Genomic DNA, 21,793 nt, shown 5'->3' on the forward strand with positions numbered 1-21,793 from the left:
TGCAGCCCATCGCGACACAAGGCCGCTCCCACAGGGGGAAGCGCCAATCAGGAAGAGCAGCTGATTTCCAGGTGCTTGCCCCATTCCGGTGGGCGCTCGGCGTAGGCCTGCATCCCGGGTTGCTCCTCGAAGGGGTTGCTCAGCACCTGGTGCAGCCGCCGCACTTCACTGTAATCCCCCGCTTCAGCTGCCTCGATGGCTTTCTGCGCCAGGTAGTTGCGCAGCACGTACAACGGGTTCACTGCATGCATGCGTTCGCGGCGCCCCTGGGCATTACCGGCTTCACGCTCGCAGCGGGCCAGGTATTCGGCGCCCCAGGCATCGAAGCCGGCCAGGTCGATGAAGTCATTGCGTACCACCTTCAACGCTTCGGCCACCGGTTGCTCGCCCAGCCGGCGGAAGAACAGGTTGTAGTCCACACCACCGCGCTGCATGCACTGCAGCAGGCGCTCGACCAGCGCCATGTCGTCATCCTCGGCTGTGGTCAGGCCCAGCCGCCTGCGCATCAGGTCCAGGTAACGGGCCTGGTACAGTGGCAGGAACAGGCTCAACGCCTGCTTCAACGGCTCCACCTCGACCACCGTGGTCAGCGCCTGGGCCAGCGCGCTGAGGTTCCAGTGGGCGATGGGCACCTGGTTGGCGTAGCTGTAACGACCACGGTCGTCGGAGTGGTTGCAGATGAAATTGGCGTCGAAGTCGTCGAGGAAGGCATACGGGCCGAAGTCGAAGGTAATGCCGAGGATCGACATGTTGTCGGTATTCATGACCCCGTGGCAGAAGCCATAGGCCTGCCAGCGGGCGATCAGGTCGGCGTTGCGCTCGACGATGGTGCGGAACATCGCCAGGTAAGGCTGCTCGGCGGTGCCGCACTCGGCGTAGTGCTGTTGCAAGACGTGGTCGAGCAGCACCCGTTGCTGCTCAGGCTGCTTGGTGTAGTAGAAATACTCGAAATGACCGAAGCGTACGTGGCTCTGCGCCACGCGGGTGAGCATGGCCGCGCTTTCACGTGTTTCGCGCCATACCGGGGTGCTCGAGCCGATGACGCACAGCGCGCGGCTAGTGGGAATGTGCAGGGCGTGCAGGGCTTCGGAGGCGAGGAACTCGCGGATCGATGAGCGCAGCACGGCGCGGCCGTCGCCCATGCGCGAGTACGGCGTCTGGCCGGCCCCCTTGAGGTGCAGGTCCCAGTGCTGATTGGCGTCGTTCAGGACCTCGGCCAGCAACAGGCCGCGGCCATCGCCCAGGCGCGGGTTGTACGAGCCGAATTGGTGGCCGGAGTACACCATCGCCCTTGGGTCGGCCTGGTCCCACAGCTTGTGGCCGCTGAACAGTTCGGCGAACAGAGGCAGTTCGGCCTGGGCCGGGTCGAGGTTCAGCAGCGCCATGGCCGACTCGCTCGCCACCACCAGGCGGGGCTCGGCGATGGGCTCGGGCAGCACCTGGGTAGAAAACGCATCGCCCAGGCGGGCGAAGCGGTTGTCGAAAGTGAGTTGGTCGAGGGCTTTCACGGGCTGCTCCTGGAAGTCGGTGCCATTGGGGCCGCTTTGCGGGGCCCAGCTGTGGGGGCTGGCTTGCCGGCGATCGAGGGCCAAGCCCTCGCAGGCATTCTGGGCGTTCATGCCCTATGGCGTCCACTCACACAGGTTGGGTGCCATCGGGTTTGGGCTGCTCCATCGGTATCAGCTGCTGCTTGCCGCCGGCTGCGTCCATCAGGAACACCTCGACCTGGCGTACCGAGATCTTGATGTCGTGCGCCTTGAACTCGCGGCTGATGAAGCGGTTGAGTTCATCCAGCGTCGGGTTGCGGTCACCCAGGTCGCGCACGTGCATGCGCAGTTCGTGGTCCAGCGAGCTTTCGCCGAAGTTGAGGAAGTACACGATCGGTTCCGGGTCCTTGAGCACCCGTGGGTTTTCATGCGCGCCCTTGAGCAGCAGCTCGCGCACCAGGTCGAGGTCGGAGCCATAGTCGATGCCCAGCTTCAGCGTGACCCGGGTGACCGTGTCGGTCAGCGACCAGTTGATCAGTTGGCCGGTGATGAAGGTCTTGTTGGGGACGATGATGTCCTTGCGGTCGAAGTCGGTGATGGTGGTGGCGCGGATGCGGATCTTGCTCACCGTGCCCGACAGGTTGCCGATGGTGATGGTGTCGCCGATGCGTACCGGGCGCTCGAACAGGATCATGATGCCGGAGATGAAGTTGGCGAAGATTTCCTGCATGCCGAAGCCCAGGCCCACCGACAGCGCCGCCACCAGCCATTGCAGCTTGTCCCAGCTGACCCCCAGGGTCGACAGGGTGCTGACGATACCCACGCCGACGATGGTGTACGACAACAGGGTGGTGGTGGCGTAGGCGCTGCCCTGGGCAAGGTTCAGGCGTGACAGCACCAGCACCTCCAGCAGGCCTGGCAGGTTGCCGGCCAGGGCGAAGGTGATACCGACGATCACCAGTGCCCCCAACAGGTCGCCCAGGCTGATGGGCACCATGCTGGCAGCGGCGCCGGTGCCGCTGGTGTATTCGTACAGCACGAAGTTGTTGAGGTAGGCGAACACCGAGAGCAGGTCGGCCCATACCCAGTACAGGCCAGCGATGAAACCGCCCAGCAGGGCCAGGCGGATCAGGCGCAGCGATTGCTGGTTGACCTGCTCGATGTCCAGGGTCGGCTCTTCGACCACCACTTCGCCGTCCAGCCCTTCCTTGGCCGCCGCGCGCTTGCTCAGTGCCCGTTGGTAGGCCAGGCGGCGGGCCGCAACCGACAGGCCGCGCACGAAGGCGGCCTCGATCACCAGCCAGAACAGCAGCAGGTAGAGGGTGTAGATCAGCCGGTCGGTGAGTTTCAGGGCGGTGTAGTAGTAGCCGAAGCACACCGCGACGAACAGGGCGATAGGCAGCGCAGTGAACGCCACGCCGACCGCCTTGCGGAACAGCGAAGTGTCACGGTGCGCCGGGCTGCTGAGCAGCAGGCGGCTGAGCAGCCAGGCCATCAGCGCATAGCAGGCCAGCACCACGCCAATACCCAGTACATCGTCGGCCAGCGCCGACGGCTGGTGCTCGGCCACCGCCACTACCCCGACCAGGGCCAGCACCACGGTGCCCAGGCGGCGTACCCAGCCCCGCAGGAACTCGACCTGGGGTTTGTACCAGCGGAAATGCACTTCCGCCACGCCGCCGGGTGCAAGGATGCGGTAGGCGGTATAGAACACCAGCCACGCCTGGGCCAGTTGCCACAGGGCCGCGCCGAGGTTGGCGTTCTGCCCGCGGGCGTCGATTTGCAGGGCATAGCTGCACAACGCCAGGACAAGGCTGACCGGCATCGCCAGCAGGATATTGATAAGAATCGCCTGTGGCGTATGCCACTGGCTGTCGCGGCGGAAATGGCCAATGTCCTGGTGCACCTTGCCCAGCCGTTGGTACAGGTACTTGCGCCGCCATAACAGCGCGCCGATCACCAGCAACAGCGGCAGGAACAGCAGCGGCCGGTGGCTGAGGCCGTCGGTCAGCTCGCTCAGGCTGGAGGCCCACGGCAGGTTGGCGACCTGGTCGGCCAGCCGTTGCGGCACGGTGCGCAGCCAGTCCCAGTCCAGGGGCTTGTTGCTGGGGATCCAGAACATCTGTTCGTCGAGGGTGGTGCGCAGGCTCTGGGCAGTGCCCAGCAATTGTTTCTGGTTGAGCTGCAGGGTGATCGATTCGTTGAGCAGCGCCGAAAGCTCGCGGTTCAGCCGCTCCAGCAGGTCGCTGCGGGTGATCGCCAGCTCCAGCAGGGCCTTGCGCAACTGCGGGGTTACCTGTTCCTGCGGTTGGGCTGCCAGCAGCTTGTCGACATAGGTCACCGGGCTGCTCATCACCTCGCGCTGCTGGCTGACCTCGAACTGGTACAGGCGGGTGTCGGCGATCTGGTCGGCCAGGTCACGGTCGAGTTTCAGGTGTGGCAGGGTCTGTTTCTGTTTGTAGAGGATCTTGGACAGCAGCAGGCTGCCCTTGAGCACGTTGATCTGCTCGTCCAGCGCCTGGTCGGCTTGGGTCAGGCTGTCCAGTTGCTGCTTGGTGCGCAGGTTCTGCTGGGTCAGCTCATTGAGGCGGTCGGTGCTTTTGAGCAGGTAGTCGGACAGCTTCAGGTTAGCTGCGCTTTCGGTGGCCAGCAGGCTGCTGCCGCCCGCCTTCTGCGCCTCGATCGATTGCTGGGTGACCGTTTCCTGGGACTGGGCCAGGCGCTTGTCGTTGATCAGCGTCTGCAGGTCCTGGATTTCCTGCTCAAGGCGCGCGGCACGCTCGATCAGCAGGTCATGGCGGGCGTTGCCAAGGTCCTGCAGCACGCTGTTGCCGGCCAGTTCCTGGCGGCGCAGCAGGGTCAGCGCGTTGAGCGAAGCCAGTTCTGCGTTCAGCTGGTTGCGCTGGTCGGCGTTGATCGACTTGCCACCGTCCTTGCCGGTCTTGAGGATGGTGTTGATCTGCTGGGCGCGGGTCTGGTTGCTGCTGATTTCGGCCTGGGCACGTTCGGGGCGGGTCTGCGAGTTGATGATCAGGCTGTTGGCGTCGGACAGCGACTTCTGCAGCTCGCCCTGCTGGGTGTTGCGCTCGCTGAGCATTTGTTCGAGCTGCTGCACGTTGAGGTTGGCATAGCGCTGGGCAACCGGCTGAACCTTGGTTTGCTTGAGCCGGGCCAGCTCTTTCTGGCTGTCGTCGGTTTCCTTGGGTGCGGCACTGAGTTGCTGCTTGAGGGCGGCCAGCTTCTTCTCGTTGTCGTCCTTGCTGGCCAGCAGGCTCAGGGTCTGTTCCAGAACCTGCTGCAAGGCCTTCTGGTCGGCCTCGGGCAGCTTGCGCTCGGCAATCTTGTCGAGGCTGTTCTGAATGCTGGCAGCCGTTGGCGGCTCTGCCGCGGTGGCCGCGAAGGAAAGGGACAGGCACAGCCCGAGCAGGGCTGTGCGAAGGTATGCGCGCAGGGACATAGGCAGACTACTTGTGGATCCGGCAGAAACGAAGTTTAGAGGAACAATCCTGGTCCGGGTCGCGTTCCTTCGGGGAATCTGACGCCCACTTTCTGGATCTTGTTCCCGACCATGGTCGCCACGGTCCAGATCGTGCCGTGCCATTCCACCTGGTCACCTACTACTGGAGCGCCTCCGACCTTCTGTCGGATGAACTGCGCCAGCGGCATTTTCGCGTCCAGGCCATCGAGTTTCAGGCCATACAGTGCGGCCACCGCACCCAGTTCGGCATCGCCCTCGAGAACGAAGTCGCCGAAGAAGCGCAGGTCCAGGCCACGCTGCGGCGCCTGGCTGAACAGTTTGCCCAGCGCCGGCAGGTTGTGTTCGTGGCCGATCACGCAGAGCATGTCGTCGACCTCCAGCACGGTGCTGCCAGAGGGGTGCAGCAACTGCTCGCCGCGGAACAGGGCGGCGATGCGTGTGCCTTCCGGCATCTTCAGCTCGCGCAGGGCGGCGCCGATGCACCACTTCTCCTTGCCCAGGCGGTAGACGAACATTTCCCACTCGCTGGTGATGTGCACCTCCAGCGCAGAGCGGGAGATGGGCGCCGGATCCGGTGGTACCGTCACTTTCAGCAGCTTGGCCATCCACGGCAGGCTGGTGCCTTGCACCAGCAGCGACACCAGCACGATGAAGAAAGCCAGGTTGAAGAACAGCTGGGCGTCCGGCAGGCCGGCCATCAGCGGGAACACCGCGAGAATGATCGGCACCGCGCCGCGCAGGCCAACCCACGAGATGAAGCCTTTTTCGCGGCCGTGGAAGGCCTTGAACGGCAGCAATGCCGCCACCACCGACAGAGGCCGCGCCACCAGGATCATCCACAACGCCAGGCCCAGTGCCGGCAGGGCAATGGGCAGCAGGTCGTGCGGTGTCACCAGCAGCCCCAGTACCAGGAACATGCCGATCTGCGCCAGCCAGGCCATGCCGTCGAGCATGTGCAGGATGCCATGGCGGCTGCGGATCGGCTTGTTGCCCAGCACCAGGCCACACAGGTACACAGCCAGGAAGCCGCTGCCGTGCAGGGCGTTGGTCAGCGAGAACACCACCAGGCCACCGGCCACCACCAGAATGGGGTAGAGGCCACCGGCCAGGTTGATCCGGTTGACCAGTTGCAGCATCAGCCAGCCGCCGCCCAGGCCCAGCAACCCGCCGATGCCGAACTCGCGCAGCAGGTGGGTGAGCAGGCTCCAGTGCAGGCCGGTCTGGCCGCTGGCAATCATGTCGATCAGCGTAACTGTCAGGAAGACCGCCATCGGGTCGTTGCTGCCCGACTCGATCTCCAGGGTGGCGGTGACCCGTTCGTTCAGGCCCTTGCCGCCCAGCAGCGAAAACACCGCTGCGGCGTCGGTGGAGCCGACGATGGCGCCGATCAGCAAGCCCTGGATCAGGCTCAGGTTGAACAGCCAGGCAGCAACCAGGCCGGTCAGGGCTGTGGTGATCATGACCCCGACCGTGGCCAGCGACAGTGCCGGCCATAGCGCTACGCGAAAGCTCGCCACCCGTGTGCGCAGGCCGCCGTCGAGCAGGATCACCGCCAGGGCGAGGTTGCCCACCAGGTAGGCGGTCGGGTAGTTGTTGAAGATTATGCCCCCACCATCGACACCGGCGACCATGCCCACGGCGAGAATGATGACCAGAATAGGGATGCCCAGGCGCGACGACAGCGAACTGACCAGAATACTCGCGCCCACCAGTAATGCGCCGATCAGGAACAGGCTGTTGATGGTGCTGGCATCCAAAGGCAGGTACTCCGGGATAACGCTGGAAAGGGGAATGACTGGCAAGTCGCGTGCCAATCGATTCTAACCTGATGAATTGGCAGCATGTAAAGCGTTTCTGCAGATGTGCAAAAGGCACCGCGGTGGGTGCCTTTTGTCATGTTGCCGGTGCTCAACCTGTGGCAGGCGGCTTGCCGGCGATGCGGCCGGTGCAGGCTTACGCCTGCTTCACTTCACGCATCGGCTTGCCTTTGACCGGGGCATCACCAGCCACGTAGTACTCGGCGGTGCTGCGTGGCAACGGCTTGCGACCACGGATCTTGTCCGAGATTTTCTCGGCGATCATGATCGTGGTGGCGTTGAGGTTGCCGGTGATGATCAACGGCATGATCGACGCATCCACTACGCGCAGGCCCTGCATGCCGTGCACACGGCCTTCGCCATCGACCACCGCCATGTCGTCGGTGCCCATCTTGCACGAGCAGGACGGGTGGAAGGCGGTTTCGGCGTGCTCGCGGATGAACTTGTCCAGCTCTTCATCGGTTTGCACATGCGCGCCGGGGCTGATTTCGCGGCCACGGTACGGGTCCAGTGCCGGCTGGGCCATGATTTCGCGGGTCAGGCGGATGCCGTCACGGAATTCCTGCCAGTCCTGCTCGGAGGACATGTAGTTGAACAGGATGCTCGGGTGCTGGCGCGGGTCTTTCGACTTGGCCTGGATGCGGCCGCGGGACGGGGAGCGCATCGAACCCATGTGCGCCTGGAAGCCATGCTCCTTCACGCCATTGGAACCGTTGTAATTGATCGCCACCGGCAGGAAGTGGTACTGGATGTTCGGCCACTTGAATTCCGGGCGGCTGCGAATGAAACCGCCAGCCTCGAACTGGTTGCTGGCGCCGATGCCGGTGCCGTTGAACAGCCACTCGGCACCAATGGCCGGCTGGTTCCACCACAGCAGCGACGGGTACAGCGACACCGGCTGGGTGCAGGCGTACTGCAGGTAAAGCTCCAGGTGGTCCTGCAGGTTTTCACCCACGCCCGGCAGGTCGTGCACCACCGGAATGTCGAGGCTTTCCAGCAGGGCACGCGGGCCAACGCCGGAGCGCTGCAGCAGCTGCGGCGAAGCGATGGCGCCGGAGCTGACGATCACTTCCTTGCGGGCACGGGCTTCTACGCGCTCTTCGCTGTCGCCCACCAGGTAGGTGACGCCAACCGCGCGCTTGCCTTCGAACAGCACGCGGTCGCTGAGGGCGTGGGTCACGATGGTCAGGTTCGGGCGTTTCTTGGCCTGGTCCAGGTAGCCACGGGCGGTGCTGGAGCGGCGGCCGTTCTTGGTCACCGAACGGTCCATCGGGCCAAAGCCTTCCTGCTGGTAGCCGTTGAGGTCTTCGGTACGCGGGTAACCGGCCTGTACACCGGCTTCGACCATTGCGTTGAACAGCGGGTTGTTGCCTGCTTTGGGCGTGGCGACGCTGAGCGGGCCGTCACCGCCGTGGTAGTCGTTAGGGCCGATGTCGCGGGTTTCGGCCTTGCGGAAGTACGGCAGGCAGTCGAGGTAGGTCCAGTCTTCCAGGCCTGGCAGTTCTGCCCAGCCGTCGAAGTCCATGGCGTTGCCGCGGATGTAGCACATGCCGTTGATCAGCGACGAACCACCCAGGCCCTTGCCGCGGCCACACTCCATGCGGCGGCCGTCCATGAACGGCTCCGGGTCGGTCTCGTAGGCCCAGTTGTAGCGGCGGCCTTGCAGCGGGAAGGCCAGGGCTGCTGGCATCTGGGTGCGGAAGTCGAAGCGGTAGTCGGGGCCGCCGGCTTCCAGCAGCAGTACGGTGACGCCGGCATCTTCGGTCAGGCGGGTGGCCAGTGTGTTACCGGCGGAGCCGGCACCGACGATGATGTAATCGTATTCCATGGCATTTCTCCGAAATGCAGCGGCAAGCTTCTAGCTACAAGCTGCAAGAAAAAGCAGCTGGGCGAAGCTTGCGAATGGATGGTATCTGCAAGGGCCGGCGGTCTGACGCCGACCGGCTCTTTCTTGCAGCTTGAAGCTTGCGGCTTGCAACTGTCGGTCAGAAGACCGAGTTGTAGCCGCCCAGTTCGACCTGAACCGACTTGATACGGGTGTATTGGGCCAGCGAGCTGACGCCGTTTTCACGGCCTACGCCCGACTGCTTGTAGCCACCGACCGGCATCTCGGCCGGCGATTCACCCCAGGCGTTGATCCAGCAGATACCGGCTTCGAGCTTGTGGATGATGCGGTGGGCGCGGGTGATGTCGTTGGTGCAGACACCGGCGGCCAGGCCGTAGTCGGTGTCGTTGGCGCGGCGGATCACTTCTTCCTCGGTTTCATAGGTGAGGATGCTCATCACCGGGCCGAAGATCTCTTCCTTGACGATGGTCATGTCGTCGCTGCAGTCGGTGAACACGGTCGGGGCCACGAAGGCGCCTTTGGCGAACTCACCGGTGGTCAGACGCTCGCCGCCGCACAGCAGGCGGGCACCTTCCTCTTTGCCCTTGGCGATGTAGCCCAGCACGCTTTCCATGTGCTGGAAGCTGACCAGCGGGCCGAAGTTGGTGTTTTCGTCTTCCGGGTTGCCAACGCGGATGCGCGCAACGCGCTCGGCGATCTTGGCTTCGAAGGCAGCCTTCATTTCAGCCGGGATGAACACGCGGGTACCGTTGGTGCATACCTGGCCCGAGCTGTAGAAGTTGGCCATCATGGCGATGTCGGCGGCCTTGTCCAGGTCGGCATCGGCGCAGATGATCAGCGGCGACTTGCCGCCCAGTTCCATGGTGACCTCCTTGAGCGACGAGCTCGAGGCGCTGGCCATGACCTTCTTGCCGGTGGTGGTGCCGCCGGTGAAGGAGACCTTTTCGATGCGGGGGTGCTCGGTCAGCCAGGTACCGACTTCACGGCCGCTGCCGGTCAGCACGTTGAACACGCCATTGGGCAGGCCGGCTTCGGTGTAGATCTCGGCCAGTTTGAGGGTGGTCAGCGACGTGACTTCCGATGGCTTGAAGATCATCGCGTTGCCAGCGGCCAGGGCCGGGGCGGATTTCCACAGGGCGATCTGGATCGGGTAGTTCCAGGCACCGATACCTACGGTCACGCCCAGCGGCTCGCGGCGGGTGTAGACGAAGGACGACTCACGCAGCGGGATCTGCTCGCCCTCGATGGCCGGTACCAGGCCTGCGTAGTACTCCAGCACATCGGCGCCGGTGACGATGTCGACGTAGCGGGTTTCCGAGTACGACTTGCCGGTGTCCAGGGTTTCCAGCATGGCCAGCTCGTCGTTGCGCTCACGCAGGATGTCGACGGCGCGGCGCAGGATGCGCGAGCGCTGCATGGCGGTCATCGCAGCCCAGACTTTCTGGCCACGCTCGGCGCTTTCGACGGCTTTCTCGACGTCAGCCTCGGTCGCACGCTGCACGTGGGCAAGGACTTCGCCGGTAGCCGGGTTGATGGCTTCGAAAGTGGCATCGCTGCCAGCGTCGACGTAAGCGCCATCAATGTAGAGTTTTTGCGTTCCGAAACGGGCCATAGTGTCCTCGCAAGTGCAGTGTGTGGTTTGGCTTTGCGTCACGCTCCTGCCGGGTGGGCAAGGGCCGTGCGCGCTTGTTCAGCAGCCGGGTCGTTGGTGCCCAGGGTGTGCTGCTTAGCCAGTTGTAGATCCATGTATTCGTAAGCAATCCGTACTGCCTGGCCAGTGTCGAATGCATCACCCGACAAGGCACCGCGCAGCCACAGACCGTCGATCAGGGCTGCCAGGCCACGGGCGGCCTTGCGCGCATGGTAAAGCGGCAAGGCACGGCGAAACTGGCAACACAGGTTGGAGTACAAACGGTGGTCGTTGATCCGTTGCAACCTGTGCAAATCGGGCTGGTGCATGCTGGAAGCCCAAAAGGCCAACCAGGTTTTCATCGCCGGGCCGTTCACCTGGCTGGCATCGAAGTTGCCCTCGATGATCACTTTCAGGTGAGCGCGCGGGCTGTCGTCCGTCAGGGCCTGGCGACGTGCTCGAACGCCTTCGTTGAGCATATTCATGATGTAACCCATCGTCGCTGCTATCAGGCCGTTCTTGTCCCGAAAGTAGTGACTGATGATGCCGTTCGACACCCCGGCCAAACGGGCAATCAGCGCAATGCTGGCGTCCCCCAGGCCGACCTGGTCGACAGCCTGCAACGTGGCTTCGATCAACTGCTGGCGGCGGATGGGTTGCATACCGACCTTGGGCATCTTGCTATCTCCTCAGGCCTGCGAGCAGGCGACAGGCGGCTGACTCGGCGAAGACCAGTCTATTTTGTTTTGATTGAACGTTCAATCAATAAAGAATAAGCTCTGCGACAATTTGTGCCATTGACAGTCTTTCAGGTCGTCGAGCAGGCACGAATTGACACCCCAGGAAATCGCGTAACCCCCGTAATACAAGGCGTTGACGGGCATCAGCGATGCGAAATGCAGATTCTGCCACGTGGCCCCGGCCCTGCGGCGGGCCCTTGGAGCGGGCGGGGTGATCTGTGACGAATGCGCGCACCCAGCGGGTAAAGCGTGGCATTTGCAGCAGACCACCTGTCTGTTTTTTGCAACGTATCGATTCGGGATCACGGTTTCCAGGGTGCTTTTATAACACCTGATGCAGTGGGGATATTCCACCAATTGCTCGGGAAAGAATGATTAGCCTCCACAGCCGCACTGCCCGGAGCATTCGTGCAATGAGTTCTGCCTCACTTACCAAGCCCCCCGCCGAGAGGGTACGGGTCAACCGCGTGGTGTTCTTCACCTCGGCGCTGATGATCCTAGTTCTGACTGCCTTGCTGATCGCTGTACCCGAAACTGCCGGCCAGGTGCTGGGCGTGGCCCAGAAGTGGCTGACGCGCACCTTTGGCTGGTACTACATGCTGGTGATCTGCGGTTACTTGCTGTTCGTCGTCTACCTGGCCTTCTCCGATTACGGCAGCCTCAAGCTCGGCGGCAAGGACGACCAGCCCGACTTCAGCTATGGCGCCTGGGCCGGCATGCTGTTCTCCTCGGGCATCGGTATTTCGCTGCTGTACTTTGGCGCCTCCGAGCCCCTGGACCACTACTTCAACCCACCGGAGGGCACCCCGGCAAGCCTCGAAGCCGCGCGCCAGGGCCTGCAGCTGACCTTCCTGCACTGGGGCCTGCATGGCTGGGCGATCTATGCGCTGGTCGGCCTGGCCGTGGGCTACTTCGCCTACCGGCATAACCAGCCGCTGGCGCTGCGCTCGGCGTTGTACCCCCTGGTCGGCGAACGTTGGGTCAAGGGTGCCGCCGGCAATGCCGTGGACATCTTCGGCATGTTCGTCACCCTGTTGGGCCTGGTCACCAACCTGGGCATCGGTGCCATGCAGGTGTCGTCCGGGCTGGAGTACCTGTTCGGCATGGACCACAGCAAGACCAACCTGCTGGTGGTGATCCTGGTGATGGCTGGCGTGGCTACCGTGGCGGCGGTTTCGGGTGTGGAAAACGGCATTCGCCGCCTGTCCAACCTGAACATCATGCTGTTCAGCGGCTTGCTGATCTTCGTCCTGCTGGGCGGCGAAACCCTGCACCTGCTGAACGGCTTCGTGCAGAACGTAGGCGATTACCTCAATGGTATCGTGCTGAAAACCTTCGACCTGTACGTGTATGAGGGCGAGGCTGGCAAGTCCGAGCGCTGGTTGGGCCTGTGGACCGTGTTCTACTGGGCCTGGTGGATCTCCTGGGGCCCGTTCGTAGGCATGTTCATCGCCCGTATTTCCAAAGGCCGCACGGTGCGCCAGCTGGTCATGGGTGTGCTGCTGATCCCGCTGGGCTTCACCTTGGCCTGGTTGTCGATCTTCGGTAACACGGCGCTGGACCTGGTGATCAACCAGGGCGCGGTCGAGTTGGGCAAGACTGCGCTGGAACAACCCTCGATGTCGATCTACCAACTGCTGGAATACTTCCCGGCAGCCAAGCTCGTGATCGGGGTGGCGGTGTTCGTCGGCTTCGTGCTGTTCCTGACCCCGGCCGATTCCGGTGCGGTGATGATGGCCAACCTGTCCTGCAAAGGCGGCAAGGTCGACGAGGATGCCCCGCACTGGATGGTGGTGTTCTGGTCGGTGGTGATCACCCTGGTGACCATCGGTTTGCTGTTCGCCGGTAATTTCGAGGCCATGCAAACCATGGTCGTGCTGGCGGGCTTGCCGTTCTCGGTGGTGCTGGTGCTGTTCATGTTCGGCCTGTACAAGGCCATGAAACAGGACGTGGCGGTAGAGCAGGAGCGCGCCGAACTGGCTGCCCGTGGCCGACGCGGGTTCAGTGAGCGGCTGACCCAGCTGGAGCTGCAGCCGACCCAGGCCGTGGTGCAGCGCTTCATGGACAAGCAGGTCAGCCCGGCCCTGAAAGAGGCTGCTGCCCAGTTGCAGACCCTGGGCTTCGACGTGGAGTCCCGTGTTGGCCAGGCGCGCGACATGATGGGCCTGCGGGTGATGATGGAAGAGGGTAACCCGTTCGTCTACGAAGTGAGCCTGGACGGCTACCTGGCGGCACCGAGCGAGGCGCCGGTGGAAGGCGAGCCGGAAGTCCGTCAACGCTTCTACCGTGCCGAGGTGTACCTGCACGACGGCAGCCAGGAGTACGACCTGATGGGCTTTGCGCCCGAGCAGATCGTGCGTGACGTGCTGGACCAGTTCGAAAGCCATCGCCAGTTGCTGGGGCGAGTGTACAGCTGACGCTGCTGCGATGAAGAAAAGGCCTTGCCCACCGTGCAAGGCCTTTTTTTTGAGCAATATGTAGCGCGGGTATCGCACCTGAATACCGCAGCCTGCGTTTTTTTCAGCGGAGGCACCCAGCATGACGAGTTACAAGATACCCCCCTTCGATTTCCGCCAGGCCGTGGCCGGGCAGTTCGACGGCCGGCCGACCCTGCGCCAGGTCGCCAGTGCGCAGCTACTGCGCGTGCTGCTGCCGCACCTGCCATGGTTGGCCAACACCACGCCAGCCCTGACAAATGCTGACCCACTGATGCTGGACAGCCCAGACCCCGCTACCGCGTATTGGACCACCACACCCTTTGTGGACCGGGTTCTGGAAGCCTTGCTCGACCCCCAGGCGTTGAGCCTGGCGCCACTGGCGGATGGGCGCCATTACAACCTCGGGCTCACCGGCAGCCATCGTTTTGCCGGCTCGTCGAGCGAGTTCGACACCCGGCAATTGCCTGACTTGTCAGCTGCCCTGAACCAGCTGGTTGAGGACTTGCCACGACACTTCTGCGAGGCCCAGCTCGAGTTCTGGCGAGGCAAGGGCAGCGCCGGGGTGAGTCGCGACGAATGGTTGCAGTTGCTGCTCAAGCTCGCGCTACTGCGCAGCTTGCCCTGGCAGGGACTGGACCCGCAGGAGCAGGCCTGTATCCGCGGCCTGCTGCACGGCGGTGATGAGCAGCCCGCGGTGTACTTCGTGCAGGCCCGGCTGACCAGTGCCTCCATGGAATACGATCAACTGCAATGCCAGATGCTGATAGCCGCCGAGTGGGATGAGCGTGAGGTCATCCTGTGGTGCGCACCTTCGGGGATAGTACGCAGTTTCGAGTCGTTGCACGCGTTTGGCCTGGCCTTGCGTGACGAACTGGCGCAACGCTACGCCTTCGAACGGATGAGTTGGCAACGCTATCCCGCCACCGGCAATGTGTTTGCCCAGCAGGTCTCGCTGCTGCTCGATACGGTGCTCGCCAGGGTCGAGCTTGCGCGTTATGCCGATATCCAGGATGTTCCGGCCCTTGAGCAGCGTTTTGACCAGCTTGGCGACCCTTCTTCGTGGTTCGTGGGGTACCCGGATGAAACCCCGGCAGTGCAACCTCCCCCTGGGTTGATGGCCAGTGCGCAGGACAGTTTTGCCTGCAGCGCTGCCTTGCTGCAGCTCGCGCTTTACCAGCTCGACTCGGGTGGGGTCTCAGCACTGGATGGCGTTCAATCGCTGACCGATTACGCCCGTCAACGGCTGACCAGGCAGATCCGCGAGGATCACGGGGCAGACAACTCGCCGGACGATCTTGTATTCGACCTTTACCTGGCCCGTGGGATCCCTGGTGGGGCGGGCACAGGCACCGGCGGCGGCGAGCCATTGGCCTTCGCCGGGAGCAAGACGCTCACCGAATTTGCCATTGGCAACCTCGCGTCGCTCAAGGGGGCGGCAATCGAGCGCATTTACCTGCGTGGCGGGGGTGAGGCACCGGTATGGCTCGATGCCGACGCCGCCAGAGCCCTCGTGACCAAAGTGGATATCGGTAGCCATTATCCTGCCTATGTCGCGGCGCAACTGGACGATCCGGCCAAGCGCGCGGACCGGGTCACGCGCCTGGGGCGGGAATGGCGTGCAGCACTGCTGGCCGCTGCACTCACTGCCAAGATGGACGGCAAGATCAAAGAGTCAGGCCTGCAATGCGTGGTCGACTATTGTGCGGGGCACGTCGACCCCGACGCGCCGCGCATGATCCTGTTTCCGCTGGCGTTCAGGCGTAGCGCAGCGTCCAGGGTCACGGACCCGGTACGCTGCATGTACATTCTGTTTTGCGCGGAGCCCTCGCTGGTGTTGCTGTACCGGCCCTTGTTCGCCAAAGACACGCTGCGTGAATATGCCAGCCTCTCGACTTTGCTCGAACACGTGCGTGAATCGGAGATTTTGCAGGAGAGTATTCTCGACTGGATGCAGCCCAGCGCCAGGCCTGTCTACGACCATGGTGGTTTCCGCGAACCGCACATCAGTGTCATCGGCATCGACCCCTATGCGCTGCCTGAGCGTCCGGAACCTGCCAGGCTGGCGATCGAATTCTGGCGTAGCAACATTGACGAGAAACTTTATACAGCCAATCGGGACCTGCTGCTGACGCTAGCTGATGAACAGTCTGTGTCCAACGCCGAGAGCCGCTGGCAGACCTTGTGCGAGGGGGCATGGCTGTTGTTCGATGTCGTGACCTTGGCGCTTCGGGGGCCTGTGGCCTCGGTGGCCTGGTTGGTGCAATTGCTCAACGCGTTGCAGCGAGACATTGAGGCCTTGGAGCGTGGCAATGAGTTTGATCGGTCGGCGGCAACGGTTGACCTGATATTGAACCTGGGCATGGTGTTGCTGCATGCCAGGCAACCCGCCAAAGCCTTTCCCGCCTATGCATTGCCCGGTGCGGCGGAGGTCGAGGGGCCTGAGGCGCAGCGCGGCGCATTTGCCGAAATTGCAATCGCGCCTATCGAGGAAATGCCTGCGCCTGTCCAAGCGCTGCCGAGTCGCTGGCTCGATTTTTCATGGCGAGGTCAGAGTGGCTTCAACTGGTTGCCGCGCGAACAGCGCGAAGCACTCAGGGCCATGCGTGCACCGGTCTCGCTTGCGGGCGTGCAGCCCTTGAACCAAGGTACGGCGACGGGCTTGTACCTGATCGACGGCGATCATTATGTAGCCCTGGCCAGTGATACCTACCGCGTGGAGCGGTTGCCAGAGGGTGTACGGGTGGTCGATGGTGGCGGAGCCGCGGGGCCCTGGCTGCGTTTCGTCGACGGCGCGTGGCGTGTGGACACGGCGCTTGGTCTGCGGGGTGGCATGGGGCCAAGATTTACTCAAGAGAGGCTGGGTGCTCGGTTTCGCGACTTGCACCAAAAGATAAGTCACCTTGACAACCGCGCCCGGGAGGCCAGAGAGCAAGCCGGGCCTTTTGCCAGGGCTGCGCAGGAATTGCGCGAAAAACTGCTGAAACTCAGGGAACTTCGGGCCAACGCATCCGAAAGGCTGGCCGCGTTGCCCGCCGAAGACGAGGCGGGGAAGTCGCAGTTGCGCACAACGCTCGCGCTTTACGATGAGCGCAAGATTACGTTCGAGCAGGACCACTTCACACAGATGAACCTGATGCTGAAGGAGCTGGAAGCTGCGGTCGGCGCCGATATTGAAATACTGGCGCTGCACGCGACCATGCGAGAAGACAAATTTGCCCGTGAGCGGGAAAAGGGGGGCTGGGACGGGGTGCTTGCCGAGCACGATAAAGTTGTTCGCAACAGCGCTATCAACGATGCCGAGATTATTTTCACCGAGCTCTGGAGCCTTGCGAATTACCCCGAACTTGTGGAGATGCAAAACGCGCTGGATGGGCGGCCAGTTCGTGAATTCGCGGATTTGTATGAGAAGTTGCGCGTCAAACAGCAAGTCGTGATCGACGTGCAGGATCGCATGTTGGTCGGGAGTGAGCAGCTGGATCAATTGTTGACCGAAACGCCGGAAGATTTCGAGGTACAGGATTGGGGGGGCAACGCCAAACGCACCGTCGCAGACATAATTGCCAAGCGCCGCGTCAGTACAGTCCAACTGCGTTTACACCAGGTGGTGAATCTGGCCGAGCTGGCGCTGCACCTGGAAAGCGACCGGCCAGACGTACTTGCAGGCTACAAAGCTGCCCTGGCCAGCTCAAGCCTGCGCAACGCGGCCGAAGCCCACGGCGAGTTGGCCTTCTCCAACCTGCCGGCGCAGGACAGGGTTGTCATCCTCCACGAAGCCTGGGACGAATACAGTGCTGCACTGGTCAACAGCGATCGCGTTTGCCGAGAGGGTGGGGCGTTGATCGAACCGGCCATGATCAAGCGCTATCGGGAGCACATCAGCAAACTCAAGCTCGATGTGAACGTACGTCTGGGCATAGCGTATGATGAGCAGGATCACCCCCTTCTACCGACCGGGCGTAGGCCTTATCCGGCGTCCCTCGTGCCGCAGCGGTTGGTGCGTAATGCCCAGGGCCAACTGATGATCGGCAACCTTATCGAAGGGCAATCCTTGCTCGAGGTGCGTGAGAAGATCAGCGATAAGGTATTGGCCACCTTTGAACAAGTAGATGGCGAGTGGCGCGAGGTCCAGCAGCCATCGTTACCCGACGAAGCCCCCCTAGCCGATCTCGCTAGTTGGGTGCAGTCCCTACTGAATAAGAGCAATGACCATCGAGCCTCAGCCAAGGCCTATGTCAAGATCGATATCAGCGGGTCGCTGGTGGCCAGGATATACGATCTTCAGCTGAACAAACTGACCGAGGCAGTGAGCGTAGTGCGCGATGCCGGTGGCGACGATGCGCTGATCAGGACCTTGGAACAGGAAGTGGATACGCTGCGTGCAGAGAAGGAGGTGCAACTTACCACCCTGTACACCCACACCAGCCGCCCCACTGCCGAAGCCCTGCGCTTTCTTCACGATTTGAAGGCGATCAAGGTCGTATACCTCAAGCGGCATGTCATGGCGGACGGTAGCGCTTTCGATGAGTACCTGGTCCAGCTCTTGTCAAACAACCGTAAACTCTGGGCTGTGCATTTCCATTTGCGGTCGCAGGCTGCCTACGCCCGGGATTTTACTTCGGGGCACCTGAAGGTGTGGGCCCAGCGTTACCTGAGCAGCCAGGTTGCCAGGGATACAGGGCAGCAGCTTTACCGCGGCAAGCTGACACTACAGCAAGCCACGGGGATCATTCCTTTCGATCGTCCAACAGCACAGTAGGTTCGGGGCGGCTTGCTTCTGGCCGAACCCAGGTTCATCGGTTGCTGTAGCGGCCCTGCCGGCCATGTGCCGGCATGGCCTGGTTGCTCCGCTCGGCAATCATCTGTGGCAGACCCAGCAGCGTGATGCCCTGGCTTTTCAGGCGGGGCAGTTCGCGGGCCAGCACCTCCAGCGTTTGCGGGTAAGGGTGGCCGATCAGCACTGCCGAGCCTTGCTTGTGCGCCAGGGCCACGCCTTGTTGCAACTGCCCGGCAATGGCTTCGGTGGTGCGCACGTCATCGAGAAACACATCCCGCGAGACATGCGCCAGGCCTTGCGCCTGTGCTTCTGCAGCCGCGACGGTGGCGGCACTGGTGCGGCTGTCGACGAAGAACAGGTGACGGCGCTGCAATTCGCCCATCAGCCAGGCCATGGGTTCGCGCTGGGCCGTCATGCGGCTGCCCATATGGTTGTTGATGCCGGCCGCGTAAGGCACCTTGAGCAAGGCGCTGTCCAGGCGCCGGGCCAGCTCTTGGCCGGCGATGCCGGGGTGCCAGGCATAGGGCCCGGTGGCCGGGTCCATTGGCATGTGCAGGATCACCGTTTTGCCAGCCTTGTGCGCTTGGCGGGCGAAGTCGGTTGCATGCGGGGTGTCGGGCATGATGGCCATGGTCACCGGGCCGGGTAGGGCCAGGGTGCGGCTGTCCCGCTCGGGGCTCTGGCCAAGGTCGTCGATGATGATGCTCATGTAGGCCTTGCCGGCCGGCGCCGCTTGCGCGACCCCGGCCAACAGGCAGAACACCAGGCATAGCAGGTACCGCACGGGCTGGATCATTTGCCCGAGGTGATGTTGAGGCCTTTGAGCAGGCTCAGTGCCTGGCTCAGTTGGAAGTCGTCGTCCTGTGGACGCTCCTTACGCTTGCTGCTGCCGGTCGGGCGGTCGGCGCCGCCGTTACCGTTGCCCAGGTGGCCCTGCAGGTCGGCTTCCTTGAAGTTGTCGGTGTCGACCTCGGCAGTGAGCTTGGCCTGACGTACTTCGATGTCGGGGACGATACCCTGGGCCTGGATCGAACGGCCATTGGGGGTGAAGTACAGTGCGGTGGTCAGCTTCAGGGCGCGGTCATTGGCCAATGGCAGCACGGTTTGTACCGAGCCTTTGCCGAAGCTGTCGGTGCCCATCAGCACGGCGCGCTTCTGGTCTTGCAGTGCGCCCGCTACAATTTCCGAAGCCGAGGCGCTGCCGCCGTTGATCAGCACCACCAGTGGCACCCCTTCGCTGGCGTCGGCCGGGTCGGCCGAGAAGCGCAGTTCGGAATTGGCGATGCGGCCCTTGGTGTAGACGATCAGGCCCTTGGTGAGGAAGTGGTCGGCCACTTCCACGGCCGATTGCAGCACGCCACCCGGGTTGTTGCGCAGGTCGAGCACCACCCCGCGCAGTTTCTTGCCGTTGTCCTTGCGCAGCTTGGCCAGGGCTTTGCCCACCTCGTCGCCGGTCTTGACCTGGAACTGGGTGATGCGGATATAGCCGTAGTCGTTTTCCAGCAGCTGGCTCTTCACGCTCTTGACCTGGATCACCGCGCGGGCCAGGGTCACGTCGAAGGGGTTACCGCCGTCGCGGACCAGGGTCAGGGTGATTTTGTCGCCGACCTTGCCGCGCATCTTGTCCACCGCTTCGGTCATGGTCTGGCCGCGGGTCGGGGCGCCGTTGATCTTGACGATCAGGTCGCCGGCCTGGACGCCTGCACGCGAGGCCGGGGTGTCATCGATCGGCGAGACCACCTTGATGAAGCCGTCTTCCTGGCCCACTTCGATACCCAGCCCACCGAACTCGCCGCTGGTGCTTTCCTGCAGTTCCTGGAAGTCCTCGGGGCCTAGGTAGGCCGAGTGTGGGTCGAGGTTGCTGAGCATGCCCTTGATGGCATTCTCCAGCAGGGTCTTGTCGTCTACCGGCTCGACATAGGCCGCCTTGATGCGGTCCATGACTTCGGCGAAGGTGCGCAGCTCTTCCAGTGGCAGTGGCGCCTTGGCAGTGACCTCGGTGGCCGGCACAGCTGCCGCCTTGGCCGGCTCCGCGGCAGTGGCCAGGGGCGCGCCGACCGCCAGGGCGATGGACAGGGCCAACTGGGTGAGACGAGGCGAGTGCAGCATGTCGAACGGACTCCTGATCCTGTAAGCGCTCCCTGCGGAGCATCGGTGCAGCGTTTGGGCCGCGCCGTAGAAAGTTGACTAACCCCGGCACCACTGCGAAGGGTCGGTAGGCCGGCCCTGCTGGCGGATGGCGAAGTACAAGCCTGCCGCGTCCTGGCCACCGCTGTCGCCGACGGTGGATATGGCTTCACCGGCCTTGACGATGTCACCGGCACTTTTCAGCAGGCTCTGGTTATGGCCGTACAGGCTCAGGTAACCGTTGCCATGATCGAGAATGACCAGAAGCCCGGCGCCGCGCAACCAGTCGGCGAACACCACACGCCCGCCATGCACGGCGCGCACTTGTGTGCCGGGGTTGGCGCTGATCATCACGCCGTCCCATTTGGCCCGGGCATCGTTGCCGCGTGCATCGCCGAAGCGTGCCAGCAATCGACCATTGACTGGCCAAGGAAGTTTGCCCCGTGCTGCAGAAAATGCACCGCCGTAGTTGGCACCGTCGCTGGAAACCATCGGCCCGAGGGTGGTACGGGCCTTTTTCGGCGGCTCTGCCGGCGCTTCAGGCTCGCGCGCCTGGTCGCGCGCAGCGGCGGCCAGGGCCTCTTGCTGCCGGCGTTTTTCCGCTTCCTGCTGCGCCAGCAGGGCTTTCTTGCGTGCCTCTTCAGCCTCGCGGGCCTGGCGTGCCAGGGTTTCCTCGATGGTCTTGAGGACTTTGGCCAGGTCGGCCTGGTCCTGCTGACGGGCCTGGAGCTTCTGGTCGCGGTCTTTCATGTCGCTATTGAGCTTGGCCAATACCTGCTGGCGCTTGCCGCGTTCGCTCTCCAGGGCCTGGCGGCGGCTGTCGAGGTCGGCGCGCTGGGCCAGCAACTGTTGCTGCTGGGCAGACATTTGCTGCTCGACACTGGCCAGCTGGCGGAGGGTTTCGTTGAAGGTGCGCAACTGCTCCAGGCGCGCCTTGCTCATGTAGTCGTAGTAGGTCAGGGTGCGGGCGAATTTCTCTGGGTTCTGCTGGTTGAGCAGCAGCTTGAGGTATTCCTCGCGACCGTTGTTCTGGTAGGCCGAGCGGGCCTGAATGGCGATCAGCCGTTGCTGTTCAACGCGGGCGGTCTGGAGTTTTTTTTTCTCGGTTTCAAGGCGCTCCAGCTCGCCCTCGGTCTTTTTTAGTGCTTGCTGCAGTGCCTCCACCTGCTTTTCGAGGTTGCCGATGTCGGTCTCGGTGGCTTTCAGGTCCTTTTGCACACCGGCTTTTTCTTCCTGGAGCTTGCCCAGTGTTTTCTTGAGCTCGGCAATGTCCTGGCGGGTGGCGTCCAGTTGCTGCTGGGTCTGTGCGCGCTCATCGGCGAAGGCCGGGCTGAGCAGGCATGACAAGGCTAGGAGGATCAGGGCGCGAAGCATGGGGTTTGGCGTACCAAGGATGGAGACTGGCCTAGTATGCCCGCCTGGGCGGGCAAATTGAATCAGCTGCAAACGTGAAGCT

The 21,793-nt window shown here is 63.0% G+C and carries 11 protein-coding genes and 1 pseudogene; 3 read left to right on the forward strand and 9 right to left on the reverse strand.

What is annotated here, in order from left to right; all coding sequences use genetic code 11:
* Nucleotides 1–47: 47 nt before the first annotated feature.
* The 6 genes from selO to betI form a co-directional block, all read right to left on the reverse strand.
* Entirely contained in the window at nt 48–1,508 is a 1,461-nt protein-coding gene (gene selO / locus GYA94_RS09330; protein WP_161892189.1) for a protein adenylyltransferase SelO, read from the reverse strand.
* A gap of 127 nt (nt 1,509–1,635) precedes the next feature.
* On the reverse strand, nt 1,636–4,944 hold the full coding sequence (gene mscK, locus GYA94_RS09335) for a mechanosensitive channel MscK (RefSeq protein WP_110677603.1): 3,309 nt from the start codon (nt 4,942–4,944) through the stop codon (nt 1,636–1,638).
* Nucleotides 4,945–4,979: 35 nt separating this feature from the next.
* The gene (locus GYA94_RS09340) at nt 4,980–6,722 is read right to left on the reverse strand and encodes a potassium/proton antiporter (protein WP_054912241.1); all 1,743 of its coding nucleotides are present in this window, start codon (nt 6,720–6,722) and stop codon (nt 4,980–4,982) included.
* A 196-nt stretch (nt 6,723–6,918) separates the two neighbouring features.
* The gene (gene betA / locus GYA94_RS09345) at nt 6,919–8,610 is read right to left on the reverse strand and encodes a choline dehydrogenase (protein WP_054912240.1); all 1,692 of its coding nucleotides are present in this window, start codon (nt 8,608–8,610) and stop codon (nt 6,919–6,921) included.
* 157 nt (nt 8,611–8,767) lie between these two features.
* Complete coding sequence (betB, locus tag GYA94_RS09350) at nt 8,768–10,240, reverse strand: betaine-aldehyde dehydrogenase (RefSeq protein ID WP_009684988.1); 1,473 nt, start codon at nt 10,238–10,240, stop codon at nt 8,768–8,770.
* Between the two features lie 38 nt (nt 10,241–10,278).
* Entirely contained in the window at nt 10,279–10,935 is a 657-nt protein-coding gene (betI, locus tag GYA94_RS09355) for a transcriptional regulator BetI (protein ID WP_009684989.1), read from the reverse strand.
* 533 nt (nt 10,936–11,468) lie between these two features.
* On the opposite strand from betI, the pseudogene GYA94_RS09360 reads away from it, so the two are divergent.
* The 3 genes and pseudogenes from GYA94_RS09360 to GYA94_RS09365 all read left to right on the forward strand — a co-directional run bounded on the left by GYA94_RS09360 (nt 11,469) and on the right by GYA94_RS09365 (nt 18,192).
* Nucleotides 11,469–13,006 (forward strand): annotated as a pseudogene (locus GYA94_RS09360) (BCCT family transporter).
* Between the two features lie 52 nt (nt 13,007–13,058).
* Nucleotides 13,059–13,415: a hypothetical protein gene (locus tag GYA94_RS28645; protein WP_370593771.1), complete on the forward strand. Its 357-nt coding sequence runs from the start codon at nt 13,059–13,061 to the stop codon at nt 13,413–13,415.
* Nucleotides 13,416–13,641: 226 nt separating this feature from the next.
* Nucleotides 13,642–18,192: a dermonecrotic toxin domain-containing protein gene (locus GYA94_RS09365; protein ID WP_255326914.1), complete on the forward strand. Its 4,551-nt coding sequence runs from the start codon at nt 13,642–13,644 to the stop codon at nt 18,190–18,192.
* Nucleotides 18,193–18,226: 34 nt separating this feature from the next.
* Here the strand turns inward: GYA94_RS09365 and GYA94_RS09370 are convergent, their stop codons facing one another.
* From GYA94_RS09370 to GYA94_RS09380, 3 genes are all read right to left on the reverse strand, one after another.
* Nucleotides 18,227–18,994: a divergent polysaccharide deacetylase family protein gene (locus tag GYA94_RS09370; RefSeq protein WP_161892185.1), complete on the reverse strand. Its 768-nt coding sequence runs from the start codon at nt 18,992–18,994 to the stop codon at nt 18,227–18,229.
* Between the two features lie 8 nt (nt 18,995–19,002).
* On the reverse strand, nt 19,003–20,319 hold the full coding sequence (locus GYA94_RS09375) for a S41 family peptidase (RefSeq protein ID WP_009684994.1): 1,317 nt from the start codon (nt 20,317–20,319) through the stop codon (nt 19,003–19,005).
* A 78-nt stretch (nt 20,320–20,397) separates the two neighbouring features.
* The gene (locus tag GYA94_RS09380; RefSeq protein ID WP_161892186.1) at nt 20,398–21,711 is read right to left on the reverse strand and encodes a murein hydrolase activator EnvC family protein; all 1,314 of its coding nucleotides are present in this window, start codon (nt 21,709–21,711) and stop codon (nt 20,398–20,400) included.
* Between the last annotated feature and the right edge of the window lie 82 nt (nt 21,712–21,793).

This window comes from Pseudomonas juntendi (genome assembly GCF_009932375.1).
Lineage (GTDB): Bacteria > Pseudomonadota > Gammaproteobacteria > Pseudomonadales > Pseudomonadaceae > Aquipseudomonas > Aquipseudomonas juntendi.